This window comes from Neisseria sp. HMSC15G01, assembly GCF_001808255.1.
Classification (GTDB): domain Bacteria; phylum Pseudomonadota; class Gammaproteobacteria; order Burkholderiales; family Neisseriaceae; genus Neisseria; species Neisseria subflava_A.
The window spans coordinates 4135-17895 of sequence record NZ_KV792665.1 but is presented as its reverse complement, the minus strand read 5'-3'; the positions used below and the strand labels follow the sequence as shown (position 1 = coordinate 17895).

14 protein-coding genes and 1 pseudogene are annotated in these 13761 nt (G+C 47.1%); 12 read left to right on the top strand and 3 right to left on the bottom strand.

Annotation, left to right across the window (positions count from 1 at the left end; translation table 11 throughout):
• Positions 1-143: 143 nt before the first annotated feature.
• Positions 144-935 (bottom strand): formate/nitrite transporter family protein, encoded by a 792-nt coding sequence (locus HMPREF3139_RS02535; protein ID WP_070460278.1) that lies wholly within the window; start codon positions 933-935, stop codon positions 144-146.
• 246 nt (positions 936-1181) lie between these two features.
• A complete protein-coding gene (gene yciA, locus HMPREF3139_RS02530) occupies positions 1182-1616 on the bottom strand; it encodes an acyl-CoA thioester hydrolase YciA (RefSeq protein ID WP_003680677.1) in 435 nt (144 codons plus the stop codon).
• 124 nt (positions 1617-1740) lie between these two features.
• Between yciA and pip the strand changes: the two genes are divergently transcribed.
• From pip to cas2, 12 genes are all read left to right on the top strand, one after another.
• Positions 1741-2670 carry a prolyl aminopeptidase gene (pip, locus tag HMPREF3139_RS02525; RefSeq protein WP_070460276.1) on the top strand — a complete coding sequence of 310 codons (930 nt, stop codon included), beginning with the start codon at positions 1741-1743 and terminating at the stop codon, positions 2668-2670.
• Positions 2671-2792: 122 nt separating this feature from the next.
• A complete protein-coding gene (locus HMPREF3139_RS02520; RefSeq protein ID WP_070460275.1) occupies positions 2793-5081 on the top strand; it encodes a CRISPR-associated helicase/endonuclease Cas3 in 2289 nt (762 codons plus the stop codon).
• A gap of 146 nt (positions 5082-5227) precedes the next feature.
• The gene (locus HMPREF3139_RS02515) at positions 5228-5632 is read left to right on the top strand and encodes a TIR domain-containing protein (RefSeq protein ID WP_070460273.1); all 405 of its coding nucleotides are present in this window, start codon (positions 5228-5230) and stop codon (positions 5630-5632) included.
• Positions 5633-5644: 12 nt separating this feature from the next.
• The gene (locus HMPREF3139_RS02510; RefSeq protein WP_070460271.1) at positions 5645-6121 is read left to right on the top strand and encodes a TIR domain-containing protein; all 477 of its coding nucleotides are present in this window, start codon (positions 5645-5647) and stop codon (positions 6119-6121) included.
• A gap of 9 nt (positions 6122-6130) precedes the next feature.
• Positions 6131-6997 carry a DUF4231 domain-containing protein gene (locus tag HMPREF3139_RS02505; RefSeq protein ID WP_070460269.1) on the top strand — a complete coding sequence of 289 codons (867 nt, stop codon included), beginning with the start codon at positions 6131-6133 and terminating at the stop codon, positions 6995-6997.
• Between the two features lie 142 nt (positions 6998-7139).
• Positions 7140-7814, top strand: a complete 675-nt coding sequence (gene cas5c / locus HMPREF3139_RS02500) for a type I-C CRISPR-associated protein Cas5c (RefSeq protein WP_070460266.1) — start codon at positions 7140-7142, stop codon at positions 7812-7814.
• A complete protein-coding gene (gene cas8c, locus HMPREF3139_RS02495) occupies positions 7811-9589 on the top strand; it encodes a type I-C CRISPR-associated protein Cas8c/Csd1 (protein WP_070460264.1) in 1779 nt (592 codons plus the stop codon). The genes cas5c and cas8c overlap by 4 nt, the downstream gene beginning before the upstream one ends.
• Positions 9590-9600: 11 nt before the next feature.
• Positions 9601-10467, top strand: coding sequence for a type I-C CRISPR-associated protein Cas7/Csd2 (cas7c, locus tag HMPREF3139_RS02490; protein ID WP_070460262.1), 867 nt, complete (start codon positions 9601-9603; stop codon positions 10465-10467).
• 13 nt (positions 10468-10480) lie between these two features.
• On the top strand, positions 10481-11137 hold the full coding sequence (gene cas4, locus HMPREF3139_RS02485) for a CRISPR-associated protein Cas4 (RefSeq protein WP_070460260.1): 657 nt from the start codon (positions 10481-10483) through the stop codon (positions 11135-11137).
• A 22-nt stretch (positions 11138-11159) separates the two neighbouring features.
• Complete coding sequence (locus HMPREF3139_RS02480) at positions 11160-11972, top strand: FRG domain-containing protein (protein ID WP_070460258.1); 813 nt, start codon at positions 11160-11162, stop codon at positions 11970-11972.
• A gap of 118 nt (positions 11973-12090) precedes the next feature.
• Entirely contained in the window at positions 12091-13104 is a 1014-nt protein-coding gene (gene cas1c / locus HMPREF3139_RS02475) for a type I-C CRISPR-associated endonuclease Cas1c (RefSeq protein ID WP_070460256.1), read from the top strand.
• Between the two features lie 74 nt (positions 13105-13178).
• On the top strand, positions 13179-13472 hold the full coding sequence (cas2, locus tag HMPREF3139_RS02470; protein ID WP_070460254.1) for a CRISPR-associated endonuclease Cas2: 294 nt from the start codon (positions 13179-13181) through the stop codon (positions 13470-13472).
• A gap of 105 nt (positions 13473-13577) precedes the next feature.
• On the opposite strand, the pseudogene HMPREF3139_RS11080 reads toward cas2, so the two are convergent.
• A pseudogene (locus tag HMPREF3139_RS11080) lies at positions 13578-13761 on the bottom strand (hypothetical protein); the annotation flags it as partial.

Genomic DNA, 13761 nt, shown 5'->3' with positions numbered 1-13761 from the left:
AGAGCCGTTTTAAAAACGACTCTTTTTTCGTTTGGATGATTTATCTGAATAATGTGTCCGAATGGATTTTAAAACTTAATACCAATGGCGTCTGAAACAAAACCTGCTTTCTCAAAGCAGGTTTTGTTGTTTCTAAAGCAGGACTATTCGGTACTATCTTTCAGCGTGTCTCTATAAGTATAAAGATAAGATGCGCCGACAAAGGATGCGCCACCGATGACATTGCCCAGGAATACGGGAATCATGTTGAAGAAAAACTGCCCCCATGTGATGTTTGCACCTGCCAAAATACCCGCTGGGATAACGAACATATTGGCGACAAGGTGTTGGAAGCCGTTTAATACGAAAATCATGACGGGGAACCAAATGGCCAGCATTCGTCCAGTTGTGTTTTTAGCGGCAAAATGCAGCCACGCGCCCATGCAGACCATCCAGTTACATGCGACTGCCGATACAAAAGCGCGGCCGAAATCCATATGGACTTTTGCTTCCGCCACAGCAATGGTTTTTTCTGCCACGCTGCCTTCAATCATGCCGACATAGTATCCAAGGAAAAAAGCCATTGCCAGCGTGCCTACCAAATTGCCCATGCAGACGATAACCCAGTTGCGCAGCAGCATTTTGGAGGAAATCCGTCCGGCCAATCTGCCTAAAGACATAATCATCATATTGCTGGTTACCAGCTCGCCACCGCCAAGCAGGATACAAATCAAAGCGATTGGGAACACGGCGGCACCGAGTAAAGTCGCAACTCCGCCCCATTCGTGCGGAATGCCGCTGACTACTTTTAAATAGGCAAGATAACCGAAGCCGATGTATCCGCCGGCCAAAACGCTTAAGATTGCCAGTGTAGGGATGCTGGATTGTGCTTTGGCGCAGCTTTTGTCGAGAACAACCTGTAAAATTTCCTGTGGGTATAAATCGCGCGAAGCCATGATGTTCCTTAAAGTGGGTTGAGGAGGAAACGCCGTTTCAAAAGTGGCGCAAACTGTCGCGGTAGGGCAGTGTTATAGGAAGCCGGTGTATGGTCTTTGTCTTATCAATCAGCCTGAATTAAACCTAAAAAACAGATACTTCGCCTTGCTTTAGCTCAAAAGAAATATTATTACATTTTGCTTCTGTATTAAAAAAGGCCGTCTGAACGTTGAGGTTTCAGACGGCCTTGTTTTGAATTTTTAAACTTACAAATGTGCCAGCTTTGCATTGCCTTCGCGAGGAATAGGGCGCGGATTGCCTTGTGAATCGATGGCGACGTAAGTGAACACGGCTTCGGTGACCAGTTGACGGTCTTCCGTTACCATATCGTTCATCAAAGTCTTCACCCACACTTCGATTTTCAGTTGCAAAGAAGTATTGCCTACTCGGACGCAATGACCGTAGCAGCACACGACGTTGCCGACCTTTACCGGTCTGATGAAATTCATTTCTTGAACAGCCACGGTTACAATTCGTCCCTGTGCGATTTCTGCCGCCAAAATACCGCCGCCCAGATCCATTTGCGACATAATCCAGCCGCCGAAGATATCCTGATTAGGATTGGTATCACGCGGCATGGCTACCGTACGCAATAAAAGTTGTCCTTCGGGTGCAGCATGTGTTTGTTTGTTGTCAGACATAAATAATCCTGTCAAAAAAGTGGTATTTTACGCCATTTATGGCGCCAAACCTATGTAGGCCGTCTGAAAAATCAGAAGGCAAAGTGTTACAATCAACATATTCATCAGACAAAGGAGAAAGCTCATGCATCCGATTCAAGAACCACGAAATAGCGGCCTTTTGCGCGTATCCGACATTCACGAGATCTACTGGGAAGAATCAGGCAATCCTGATGGCCACCCCGTGATTTTCCTGCATGGCGGCCCCGGAGCAGGCGCATCACCTGCCTGTCGCGGCTTTTTCAATCCAGAGCATTTCCGCATCGTTATTATCGACCAACGCGGTTGCGGACGTTCCAAACCCTATGCCTGTATCGAAGACAATACCACATGGGATTTGGTTGCCGATATTGAAAAAGTGCGCGAAATGCTCGGTATTCAAAAATGGCTGGTTTTCGGCGGCTCATGGGGCAGCACCTTGTCGCTGACTTATGCCGAAACCCATCCCGATCGCGTCAGCGGCTTAGTTTTGCGCGGTATTTTCCTGTGCAGGCCGTCTGAAATGGCATGGTTGAACGAAGCAGGCGGCGTAAGCCAAATTTATCCGGCCCAATGGCAAAAATTCATTGCCCCCGTGGCCGAAAACAAACGCCAAGCCCTAATTAAAGCCTACCATGAAATGCTGTTTAGCGAAGATGAAGCCACACGCCTCAAAGCAGCCAAATCATGGGCAGACTGGGAAAGCTACCTTATTCAGTTTGAACCTAAAGACGTGGATGAAGATCCGCAAGCCTCCCTTGCCATCGCAAGAATGGAAAACCATTACTTCGTGAACGAAGGCTGGTTGCAGGGCGATAAAGCCATCTTGGCAAATATCGACAAAATCCGCCATATCCCAACCATCATCGTCCAAGGCCGCTACGACCTATGCACCCCGATGCAAAGCGCGTGGGAGCTCTCGCAAGCCTTCCCTGAAGCGGAATTGAGAATCGTCCAAGCAGGCCATTCTTCTTTTGATCCTTTGCTTTCCGAGGCTTTAGTGAAAGCAGTAGAGGATATTAGAAGCAAGTTATAAAGGTTAATCAATAACAATGCCGTCTGAAAAAGTTTCAGACGGCATTTTTTCTATTTACATATTAAATTTAATATCATATTATCATTGCATATGTATCAATTTGAATTTTTTAGAATTTCAATATGAAACCCCTAATTTACTACGCCCATTCCGCGCAAGATAAACTCGGCAATCTCTTGCCTTACGAACATTGGCAAACCTTGCAAAGCCATTCGGTAAATGTTGGCGAAATGGCGGCGGAGTTTGCGCGAGTATTCGGGGCGCAGGAACAGGCCTGCCAGACGGGACAGCTGCATGACTTAGGGAAATATTCAGAAGCCTTTAACCGCCGATTGCATGGCGGCGCATCAGTCGATCATGCTACCGCCGGAGCCAAAATTGCCGTTGAGCTTTGGGGAAATGTTATCGGTAAGTTAATGGCGTTTTGCATTGCGGGGCATCATGCAGGGTTGGCTAATGGATGTGGTGAGGGCGATAACCGCAGTACTTTGAAACAGCGTCTAGCTTTGCAATTTGGCGAAGATATTCCCGCTCTCGATAATCTGTGGCAACAAGAAATCAAGCTCCCTCAAGCCCTGTCCGCACCGCTACTCAAAGCCGACGCGCATCATCCTTTTTTCTCCTACGCCTTCTTCACCCGAATGCTCTATTCCTGCTTGGTGGATGCCGATTATCTCGACACCGAAGCCTTTTATTCAAACCTAGAAAACAAAGCCGTCGAGCGAGGCGGTTATCCCGATTTAAACGCCTTACAACACAATTTCAATCAATTCATCAACGATTTCAGACGACGTATCGCTCAAACTCCAAAGAAAACCGAAGCCGAAAAACGCAATGCCGCTTTAAACCGCCTACGCAGTGAAATTCTCGATTACGCCGTAGAACAAGCGACACAAGCGCAAGGACTGTTTACGCTCACCGTGCCGACCGGCGGCGGTAAAACCTTCACTTCCATGGCATTTGCGCTGGAACACGCCAAACGGCACGGTATGCGGCGCATGATTTACGTCATCCCGTTCACCAGCATCATTGAACAAAATGCCGCCGAATTCCGTAAAGCCTTTGGCGAATTGGGCGAACAAGCCGTATTGGAACATCACAGCACCTTCGACGACGGCAAACTGCAAAATGAGGCCACCAAAGACAAATTGCGCCTGGCCTCGGAAAACTGGGATGCGCCGATTGTCGTGACCACCGCCGTGCAATTCTTCGAATCCCTCTTTGCCGATCGCTCCTCGCGCTGTCGCAAGCTGCACAACATCGCAGGCTCCGTCATCATCCTCGACGAAGCGCAAATGCTGCCGCTCAATCTTTTGCTGCCCATTATGCAAGCCATCAAAGAATTGGCGCAGAACTACCGCTGCAGTGTCGTCATGTGCACCGCCACCCAGCCAGCCGTGCAAGCCGAAAACGGCTTCTATCGCGGCTTTGAAAACGTGCGCGAAATCGCTCCAAAACCGACCGCACTTTTCGAAAAACTGCGCCGCACCACCGTGCAACACATCGGCACACAAACCGATGCCGACCTGCTCGCCAAACTCGCCGAACACCCGCAAATGCTCGTCATCGTCAATAACCGTCGCCACGCCCGCAGCCTGTACGACCAAGCCAAACACCTTGACGGCACGTTCCACCTGACTACCTTAATGTGTGCCAAACACCGCAGCCAAAAACTCGATGAAATCCGAGGCCGTCTGAAAAACGACGAACCCTGCCGCGTCATCGCCACCTCCTTAATCGAAGCCGGCGTTGATGTGGATTTTCCGCTAGTAATGCGCGCCGAAGCAGGTTTAGACAGCGTTGCCCAAGCTGCAGGACGTTGCAATCGCGAAGGCAAAAGGCCGTCTGAAAACAGCTTTGTCTGGATATTCGCGCCCGAAGAACAATGGAAAGCCCCGCCCGAACTTGCCGCACAAGCCGCCATCATGCGCCTGACCGCCGACAGCTTTTCAGACGACCTCTTATCCACCCAAGCCGTCGCCGCCTACTTCGCCGAGCTTTATCAATTAAAAGGCAGTGAACTGGACAATAAAAAAATCCTGAAAATGCACAACGATACAGGGCAAAGCCTCGATTTTCCATTCCAAACCATTGCCGACAAGTTCCGCATGATCGAAAGCCATATGCAACCGCTGATTATTCCGTTTGATGTTGATGCCGAAAGCCTCATCAGCAGCCTGCACCACGCCGATCACATTGGTGGACTACTGCGCAAACTGCAACCCTACACCGTCCAAATCCCCGAAAAAGCCCTCGCCGCTTTATATAAAGCAGGACGTATCGAACCGATTAACGAGAAAAACTTCGGAAAACAGTTTTATACGCTGATCGGGCTAGATTTGTATGACGAAGTGGCGGGGCTTTCTTGGGAGGATACGGAGTTTTTGAAGGGGGAGAGTTTGGTGTTTTAAGTTTGGTCTATAATGTAGATAATTTAACTTCTTTAGAAGTTGATTTTTGAAAAATGCAAGAGTAATATATCCATAAAGTCATTAGAGCTGTTTGAGAATACATAGTGGCTAAATAACGTTTAGATAATTAATAAAAGGAACTAATTATGGTCAAAACATATACTATTTTTGTTAGTCATTCTTGGGATCATTCAAATGATCTTGTTAGTCTTCATAACTTATTAAGTAGCCGAGGATATTTTTACTATGATCCACAAGAGGTTACTAAAAATAACCCTATCAATTCTGAAAATGCAATTTATATTAAGCAGCGATTGAGAGAGAGAATAAAAAATTCAGATATTCTTCTTGCTCTTGCTGGAATCTATGCAAGCCATAGTGATTGGATGAAGTGGGAAATAGAAACAGCAAGAGCGTTAGGCATCCCTATTGTGGGCATTATTCCTCGTGGACAAGAACGAATTTCTAAAGTTGTTTTTGATAATTCGATTATAGATATTCGTTGGAATACTGAATCAATTGTTCAAGCTATTCGCAGTTACGCCAAATGATAGGGGTAAGAAATGGGGTTGCCTAGAACATTTGTTGGTTTCAGTAGCACAGATATTCATTATTATCGGCTTATGTGTGCCTGGAAAAATAATTCAAAAATTGATTTCAATTTTGTTGATTGTCAGTTAGCTCAAGAAATTAATTCTGCAAATGAAGCGTATATTAAAAAGAAATGTAGAGAGCGTATCAATATGGCTAGAACTTTTATTTCTTTAATTGGGCAAGATACAAAATCTAAACATAAGTATGTACGTTGGGAATTAGAAGTTGCCTTGGAAAAAAATTGCCGGATTATCGGTGTCAATCTTGATGGTTCTCGTTACATGAATCCAAATACCTGTCCTAAAATCATTCAGGATGTTGGTGCCATCTTTGTACCATTTTCTCCTCAAATTATTGCGTATGCTTTGGATAATTATCAAATGCATGATAGTGGAAGTTGGCACTATAAGGATTCTGTATATCAAAATTTAGGCTACAAAATTTAGGAGGTATCAATGGAAGAACAAGATTTTCCTGCATTGTATCGTTCGGCAGATAAATTATCACTGGATTCACAGAAGCATTTTTTCCGAATACTATTAGCCCATCTGACGGTATTGGTAATTGCAGCTATATTTTCCTTTGTTCCTATTTCTATAAAATTGGGGACCGCTGCACAATTGATCACCCTTCTTGCTGCATTTGGTTGCTCCATTTATTTATGGGCTTTTCGACCTGATCGTTATTGGTATGCAGGGCGTGCGGTTGCTGAATCAGTTAAAACAATTACTTGGCGATATATTAGTAAAGCTGAGCCATTCCATACTGAAGATACTTTTGCTCAAAATGAGTTTAAGAATTCCCTTAAGCTCATCTTTGAACAAAATCGTGATGTATGCAGTAAATTGACGGATCATTCTAATGAAGAGCAATTTACAGCAGCAATGAATCAGATGCGATGTTCATCTTTAGAGGAACGTAAAAATAATTACTTTGAAAATAGGATTAAAAACCAACGTGATTGGTATGCCAAGAAAGCGATATACAATAAAAGAATGGGAAATTACTTCTTTTTAGGATTAGTTTTTAGCAATGCCATGGCAGTTTTTTTAGCAATTTTAAAGATAATAAGCAGTATCAATCCTGCGTATCTTCCTGTCGATGTAACAATCGCTTTAGCTGCAGGTGTTTTAAGTTGGATCCAAGCAAAACGATTTACTGAGCTTTCAGCATCCTATGCACTCACTGCTCATGAAATAGGATTTATAAATGAGAAATCTGCAACAATACAAAGTGAAGAAGATTTTTCTAAATTTGTAGGCGATGCAGAAAATGCTTTTAGTCGAGAACATACTCAATGGGCTGCACGGAGAGATGTTTAGAGTTTTGAGAGTTGTTAATTGCTAACGTTGTCTGGACCCTTTTCGCACTTAACCGTGCGTGGATTGAAACTAAAGTAGTTAGATTAGTCAGCTAATCCGCCCCTTCTTTGTGAAGGGGCGTGTGTACAAAAAGGAGAACCAAATGAACCAAATCTGCCTACATATTTGGGGCGATTATGCCTGCTTTACCCGTCCGGAGATGAAGGTGGAGCGGGTGTCTTATGATGTCATCACGCCGTCGGCGGCGCGCGGGATTTTGGCGGCGGTGCATTGGAAACCGGCGATTCGGTGGGTGATAGACCGGATTTATGTGTTGAAACCGATTCGGTTTGAGTCGGTGCGGCGCAATGAGTTAGGCGGCAAGATTTCAGTGGGTAAGGTCAGCGGCGCGATGAAGCGTAAGAGCGTTGCCGATTTATATACGCTGATTGAAGACGACCGCCAGCAGCGCGCAGCAACGGTGCTTAAAGACGTGGCTTATGTAATTGAAGCTCATGCGGTGCTGACGGCAAAAGCGGGGGCGGATGAGACCGTTACCAAGCATATCGAGATGTTTAAACGCCGAGCGAAAAAGGGGCAGTGTTTTCAGCAACCTTGTTTGGGCGTGCGTGAATTTCCTGCCGATTTTGCGTTGATTGACGAAGGCGAGCCGCTGCCGCCATCGGCATTATTGGAAAGCGAGGCAAACCGTGATTTAGGCTGGATGTTGCACGATATTGATTTTGACCATGGCAACACGCCGCATTTTTTCCGCGCGCAAATGAAAGAGGGCGTGATTGATGTGCCGCCGTTTTACGCCGAGGAGGTGAAAGCATGATTCTTGCGTCCCTTGCCCGCTATTACCGCCGTTTGGCAGCAGAAACCGATGAAATGGGCAACCCGAAAGTGCCGCCTTATGGCTTTAGCGAGGAGAAAATCAGCTGGATTTTGGTGTTGGATAAAGAAGGTCGTCTGAAAACCGTTGTGCCGAATCTGACTGCCGATAAAAAGCCGCAGCCGAAGCTGATGAGCGTGCCTCGCCCTGAAAAACGCACATCGGGTATCAAACCAAATTTTTTGTGGGATAAAACCGCCTACGCGCTTGGCGTGGAAGCTAATAAAAACAAAGCCGAAGCGAAAGAAAAACCGTTTACGTCGTCTGAAAAAACCTTTGATGCCTTTAAGCAATACCATCTCGATTTACTGCAAAACAGCGACGATGAAGGCTTGCAAGCCTTGTGTTGTTTTCTGCAAAACTGGCAGCCTGCACATTTTGCTGCCGAAAATCTGCCTGCCGAAATGCTCGATGCCAATATTGCATTTTCTTTTGAAAAAACGACCGCTTGTATGCATAAACGAGAAGCAGCACAGACCATATGGGCTAACTGTCTGAAAAGTGATGAGGCTGAAGAAGGCTTGTGCCTGATTAGCGGCGACACCGCCCCGATTGCACGGCTGCATCCGGCGATTAAAGGCGTGTTTGGCGGGCAAAGCTCCGGCGGTTCGATTATTTCATTCAACAAAGAAGCCTTTGCCTCTTTTGGCAAGGAGCAAGGCGCAAATGCCCCTGTTTCCGAACAATCCGCCTTTGCCTACACCACTGCGCTGAACTATCTGTTACGCCGAGAAAACAATCACTGCCTGACCATCGGTGATGCCAGCACGGTCTTTTGGGCGGAAGCGGACGATAGCGCTACGGCGCAGGCTGCCGAAGGCTTTTTCGCGCACGTGTTCACGCCGCCGGATGATGAACAAGAAAGCGCTAAAATTTTCAATGTGTTGGAAAAAATCGGCAAAGGTCGTCCGCTGCAAGAAATTGCGCCCGAACTCTCTCCCAATACCCATTTTTACATCTTAGGGCTTGCCCCTAATGCCGCGCGGATTTCTGTTCGCTTTTGGCTGGACACCACGTTTGGGCAGCTGGCGGAAAATTTGGCGCAGCATTGGCAAGATTTAGCCCTTGAGCCTTGTGCATGGAAAACGCCGCCGTCTATTTGGCGACTTTTATTGCAAACTGCCGTGCTGGGCAAAAGCGAAAATATCTCGCCCGTATTGGCAGGCGAAATGACCCGCGCCGTGATTTGTGGCACGCCGTATCCCTTGAGTTTACTGTCACAACTGATTACCCGAATCCGCGCCGACGGCGATGTAAACGGCCTGCGCGTGGCAATGATGAAAGCCGTATTAGAGCGGCGTTTTAGAAAAGGTTTTATCGAAGAAGGAGTTCCTATGAGTTTGAACAATGAAAGCCCGAATCGCGCCTATCTTTTAGGGCGGCTGTTTGCCGTGTTGGAGCGCATTCAATATCAGGCGTTGGGCGAATTAAACGCCGGCATTGCCGACCGCTATTACGGTTCTGCATCTGCCGTGCCGTTTTCGGTTTTTCCGCGCCTTTTGTCGGGTGCAAAACACCATTTGTCGCGCTTGCGTAAAGACAAAGCCGGTATGGCGGTGAATTTGGATAAAGATTTGGGCGAAATCATTGCCAAACTGCCCGAAACCTTTCCGCGCCATCTAAGCATTGACGAGCAAGGCCGCTTTGCCATCGGCTATTACCATCAAAAACAAAGCTATTTTGCTAAAAAAGAAACCGCTGAAACCATTGAAAACTAAGGAGCCAGAAAATGTCTGCCATTCAAAACCGCTATGAATTTGTTTACTTTTTTGACGTAATCAACGGCAACCCCAACGGCGATCCCGACGCGGGCAATATGCCGCGTCTTGATCCCGAATCCAGCAAAGGCTTGGTAACCGATGTCTGCCTGAAACGCAAAATTCGTAATTTTGTCGAAATCAGCAGTGAAAACGAAGCCGGTTACGAAATCTACGTCAAAGAAAAGAGCGTGTTAAACCTGCAAAACAAACGCGCTTATGAAGCGCTCGGCATTGAATCTGAGGCCAAAAAACTGCCAAAAGACGAAGCCAAAGCCCGCGATATTACCGCGTGGATGTGCAAAAACTTCTTTGATATCCGCACCTTCGGCGCCGTGATGACCACCGAAGTCAACAGCGGACAAGTGCGCGGCCCGGTGCAACTGGCATTTGCCCAATCCATTGATCCGATTGTGCCGCTGGAAGTTTCCATCACCCGCATGGCGGTAACCAACGAAAAAGACTTGGAAAAAGAACGCACCATGGGGCGCAAATACATCGTCCCTTATGCGCTCTACCGCGTGCATGGCTTTATCTCCGCCAACCTTGCCGCTAAAACCGGTTTTTCAGACGACGACTTAGCCAAACTCTGGCAAGCCCTGACGTTGATGTTTGAACACGACCGCTCCGCCGCCCGTGGCGAAATGGCAGCACGTAAACTGATTGTTTTCAAACACGACAGCGCGCTCGGCAGCCAGCCTGCACATAAATTGTTTGATGCCGTGAAAGTCGAACGCGTAAACGGCGAATCAGGTACGCCCGCAAGCGGTTTTGGCGATTACAAAATCAGCGTGGTTTCAGACGGCCTGAATGGCGTGAGTGTGGAAGAATTGCTTTAAAACACTTAAAAAAATGACCGCACTTTTAACCGAAACCCAAGGGGAAAATCGGGACACGCGCCTGATTCCCCTTTCCGCCCTGCAACACTACGCTTTTTGCCCGCGCCAATGCGCGTTGATTCATAACGAGCAGGCGTGGGCGGAGAACTATTTGACCGCGCAGGGCAAGGCGTTGCATGAGCGGGTGGATTCGGGTGAGCCGGAAACGCGCAAGGGTGTGCGCTTTGAGCGAACGGTGCATGTGTCGGCGGAGAAGCTTGGCATCAGCGGCGTGTTGGACTTGGTGGAAGTGGACACGAAAATAGGTCGTCTGAAACCCGTGGAATACAAACGCGGCAAGCCCAAACCCGACCCGATGGACGAAATCCAGCTTTGCGCCCAAGGTTTGTGCTTGGAAGAAATGACGGGGCAAACCGTCTCTGAGGGCGCGCTGTGGTATATGCAAACCCGTCACCGCGTCCCCGTCGTGTTTTCAGACGACCTGCGCGCCCAAACACACGCCACCATCGCCGCCGTGCGCGAACTTCTAAACAGCGGTCAAACCCCGCCGCCCAACTACGAAAAACGCTGCAAAGCCTGCTCTCTGGTGGAGATTTGCCAGCCTGAGTTGCTGGGGGAACGGGATAGGAGTGTGGGATATGTGGCAGGGTTGTTTAATAATGAAATTTAATAAATATTTTTAGGAGATTCTTATGAGCGATGTATGGTCTCGTGCAACCACTAATAATGGGGTATTAGAAGTAACTTTAAATAATTGGTTTGAATTTTTAGAATTCAGTACATTTTTTTCAGATAACATGAGTAGAGTATATTTCCGTGGACAAAGAGATTCTAGCTGGGGTCTAACAACCACATTAGATAGATTTTCAGCAACATTGGATCCAAGGATTGGTGGTACATACGACAAGATTTTTAATGATTTCATGAAGGCAATCCGTGGAAAGGTTGTAATTTCTCAAGATGATGAGGATGAAATATGGGCTTTAGGGCAACATAATGGATTAGCAACACCATTTTTAGATTGGACTTCTGCAATTTTTATAGCTTTATTTTTTGCCTTTGAGGAAAAAAAACCATCTAGTACTGGATACAGAACAGTTTGGGGAATACATCATTTTTTAGCTGAAAGAATGAAGAATTTTAATAAAGGGAAAGATAAATATTCTGAATTTAAATTTGTTGATTTGATGACAAATTCCAATTCTAGACTTCTGTCTCAATCAGGGATATTTACTAAACAGCCATTAAATTTTAATGTTCGGGAATGGGTTGAAAATGAACTAAAGGGGGAAGAAAAACGTCCTTCAATGTTTAAAATTAATATTCCAGATTGTGAAAGAGAGAAAATTTTGAAAGGTCTATTCATGATGAATATTAGTCATTTAACCATATATCCAGATTTAATTGGAGCTTCAAAATATTGTTTATCACAATTAGAAATGCTGAATCATGTATCTTCACAAAAAAATGATGAGCAGCTGAAAGATCATGTGTTATACAAATAATTAAGCAAGATGTGATACTTGGTTACGGTATTCCGCCTAATCCTACTTATTTATTTTTTCAGGTAGCCTACACGAACTATTTGTCCCAAAAGTGCGGTCAAAATCCAAGGAGTTTCCCATGCGCAAACTGCAAAACACGCTCTACATCACCACCCAAGGCAGTTATTTGCATAAGGAGCGGGAGACGCTGGTGGTGGAGCAGGAGCGTAAGAAGGTGGCGCAGTTGCCGGTGCATTCCATCGGGCATATTTTCTGTTTTGGGAATGTGCTGGTGTCGCCGTTTTTGCTGGGGTTTTGCGGCGAAAATAATGTGAATTTGGCATTTTTTACCGAAAACGGACGTTTCTTAGGGCGGCTTCAGGGACGGCAAAGTGGTAATGTGTTGCTGCGTCGGGCGCAGTATCGGGTGTCGGAACAAAACCCCGTGCCGATTGCGCGCAATATCATTGCGGCAAAGATTCAGGCGAGTAAACGGGTGCTTCAGCGGCAGATTCGCAATTATGGCGAGAATGCGGCGATTCAAAGTGCAGTCGATGCTTTGAACATTTCGCTGCGGCAGTTGAAGGGCGCGGCGGAGCTGGACGTGGTGCGTGGTATTGAGGGCGATGCGGCGGCGCGTTATTTCGGCGTGTTCGGGCAGCTTTTGAGCGAAAAAAGCGGCTTTTCTTTTGACGGGCGTAACCGCCGTCCACCCAGAGACGGGGTGAATGCGCTGTTGTCGTTTGTGTACAGTCTGTTGGGCAAGGACATCAGCGGCGCGCTGCAAGGCGTGGGGCTAGACCCGCAGGTGGGCTTTCTACACGCCGACCGACCGGGGCGCGACAGTTTGGCGCAGGATATTTTGGAAGAATTCCGCGCGTGGTGGGCGGACAGGTTGGTGTTGTCACTGATTAATCGCGGGCAAATAAAACCACAGGATTTTGTTGCCGAGGCAAGCGGCGCGGTAAGCTTAAAAGCAGAGGCGCGTAAGCTGTTGTTCCAAGCTTTGCAGGCGAAAAAGCAGGAGAAAATCGTTCATCCGTTTTTGGGCGAGGAAGTGGAAATCGGGCTGCTGCCGTATATTCAGGCGATGCTGTTGGCGCGGCACTTGCGAGGAGATTTGGCGGAATATCCGCCGTTTTTGATGAGATAGGTTTGCAGGCCGTCTGAAAACGGATCGGATATTTTCAGACGGCCTTTAAAGCAGCCTGTATATGGGAATACAAAATGCTAATGCTGATTACTTACGATATTTCGTTGGAAGACGCGGACGGACAGGCAAGGCTACGGCGCGTGGCGAAATTGTGTTTGGACTACGGCGTGCGCGTGCAGTATTCGGTGTTCGAATGCGACATCGCGCCCGACCAGTGGGTTGTTTTAAAAGACAAACTCTTGAAAATCTACAACCCTGAAACCGACAGTCTGCGTTTTTACCATTTAGGCAGCAAATGGAGGCGGAAAGTAGAACACCACGGCGCAAGACCGGCAGTAGATGTGTTTAAGGATACGTTGATTGTGTGAATCGCCAACCTGCGGTTCTCATGAAAATGCGGCAGGGTTGGCGAACTGGGATTGTTCTTTAACAATCAGGATATTGCGAATACGGACGCAACGGAAAAGGCTGTGTTATACTCGCATTTCTGCTTTTCTTGGGAGCTTAGCGAAATTGGTGCTGTGAAACCTGATGGAGCAAGGCTTTTGAGAGAGGCCCCAGCCGCCTTCGGGCTGCTGTGTGTTGAAACCGGAAAGCCAAGCAGAACAAAGGTTCTTCGCCGACCAGCCGCCTTCGGGCTGCTGTGTGTTGAAACCC

Bases quoted from the DNA above. Each gene is read 5' to 3' on its own strand.
- yciA (WP_003680677.1), bottom strand. From the start codon at position 1,616: ATGTCTGACAACAAACAAACACATGCTGCACCCGAAGGACAACTTTTA.
- cas5c (WP_070460266.1), top strand. From the start codon at position 7,140: ATGAACCAAATCTGCCTACATATTTGGGGCGATTATGCCTGCTTTACC.
- cas4 (WP_070460260.1), top strand. From the start codon at position 10,481: ATGACCGCACTTTTAACCGAAACCCAAGGGGAAAATCGGGACACGCGC.
- cas8c (WP_070460264.1), top strand. From the start codon at position 7,811: ATGATTCTTGCGTCCCTTGCCCGCTATTACCGCCGTTTGGCAGCAGAA.
- HMPREF3139_RS02510 (WP_070460271.1), top strand. From the start codon at position 5,645: ATGGGGTTGCCTAGAACATTTGTTGGTTTCAGTAGCACAGATATTCAT.
- HMPREF3139_RS02480 (WP_070460258.1), top strand. From the start codon at position 11,160: ATGAGCGATGTATGGTCTCGTGCAACCACTAATAATGGGGTATTAGAA.
- HMPREF3139_RS02515 (WP_070460273.1), top strand. From the start codon at position 5,228: ATGGTCAAAACATATACTATTTTTGTTAGTCATTCTTGGGATCATTCA.
- HMPREF3139_RS02535 (WP_070460278.1), bottom strand. From the start codon at position 935: ATGGCTTCGCGCGATTTATACCCACAGGAAATTTTACAGGTTGTTCTC.
- HMPREF3139_RS02505 (WP_070460269.1), top strand. From the start codon at position 6,131: ATGGAAGAACAAGATTTTCCTGCATTGTATCGTTCGGCAGATAAATTA.
- HMPREF3139_RS02520 (WP_070460275.1), top strand. From the start codon at position 2,793: ATGAAACCCCTAATTTACTACGCCCATTCCGCGCAAGATAAACTCGGC.
- cas2 (WP_070460254.1), top strand. From the start codon at position 13,179: ATGCTAATGCTGATTACTTACGATATTTCGTTGGAAGACGCGGACGGA.
- cas7c (WP_070460262.1), top strand. From the start codon at position 9,601: ATGTCTGCCATTCAAAACCGCTATGAATTTGTTTACTTTTTTGACGTA.
- pip (WP_070460276.1), top strand. From the start codon at position 1,741: ATGCATCCGATTCAAGAACCACGAAATAGCGGCCTTTTGCGCGTATCC.
- cas1c (WP_070460256.1), top strand. From the start codon at position 12,091: ATGCGCAAACTGCAAAACACGCTCTACATCACCACCCAAGGCAGTTAT.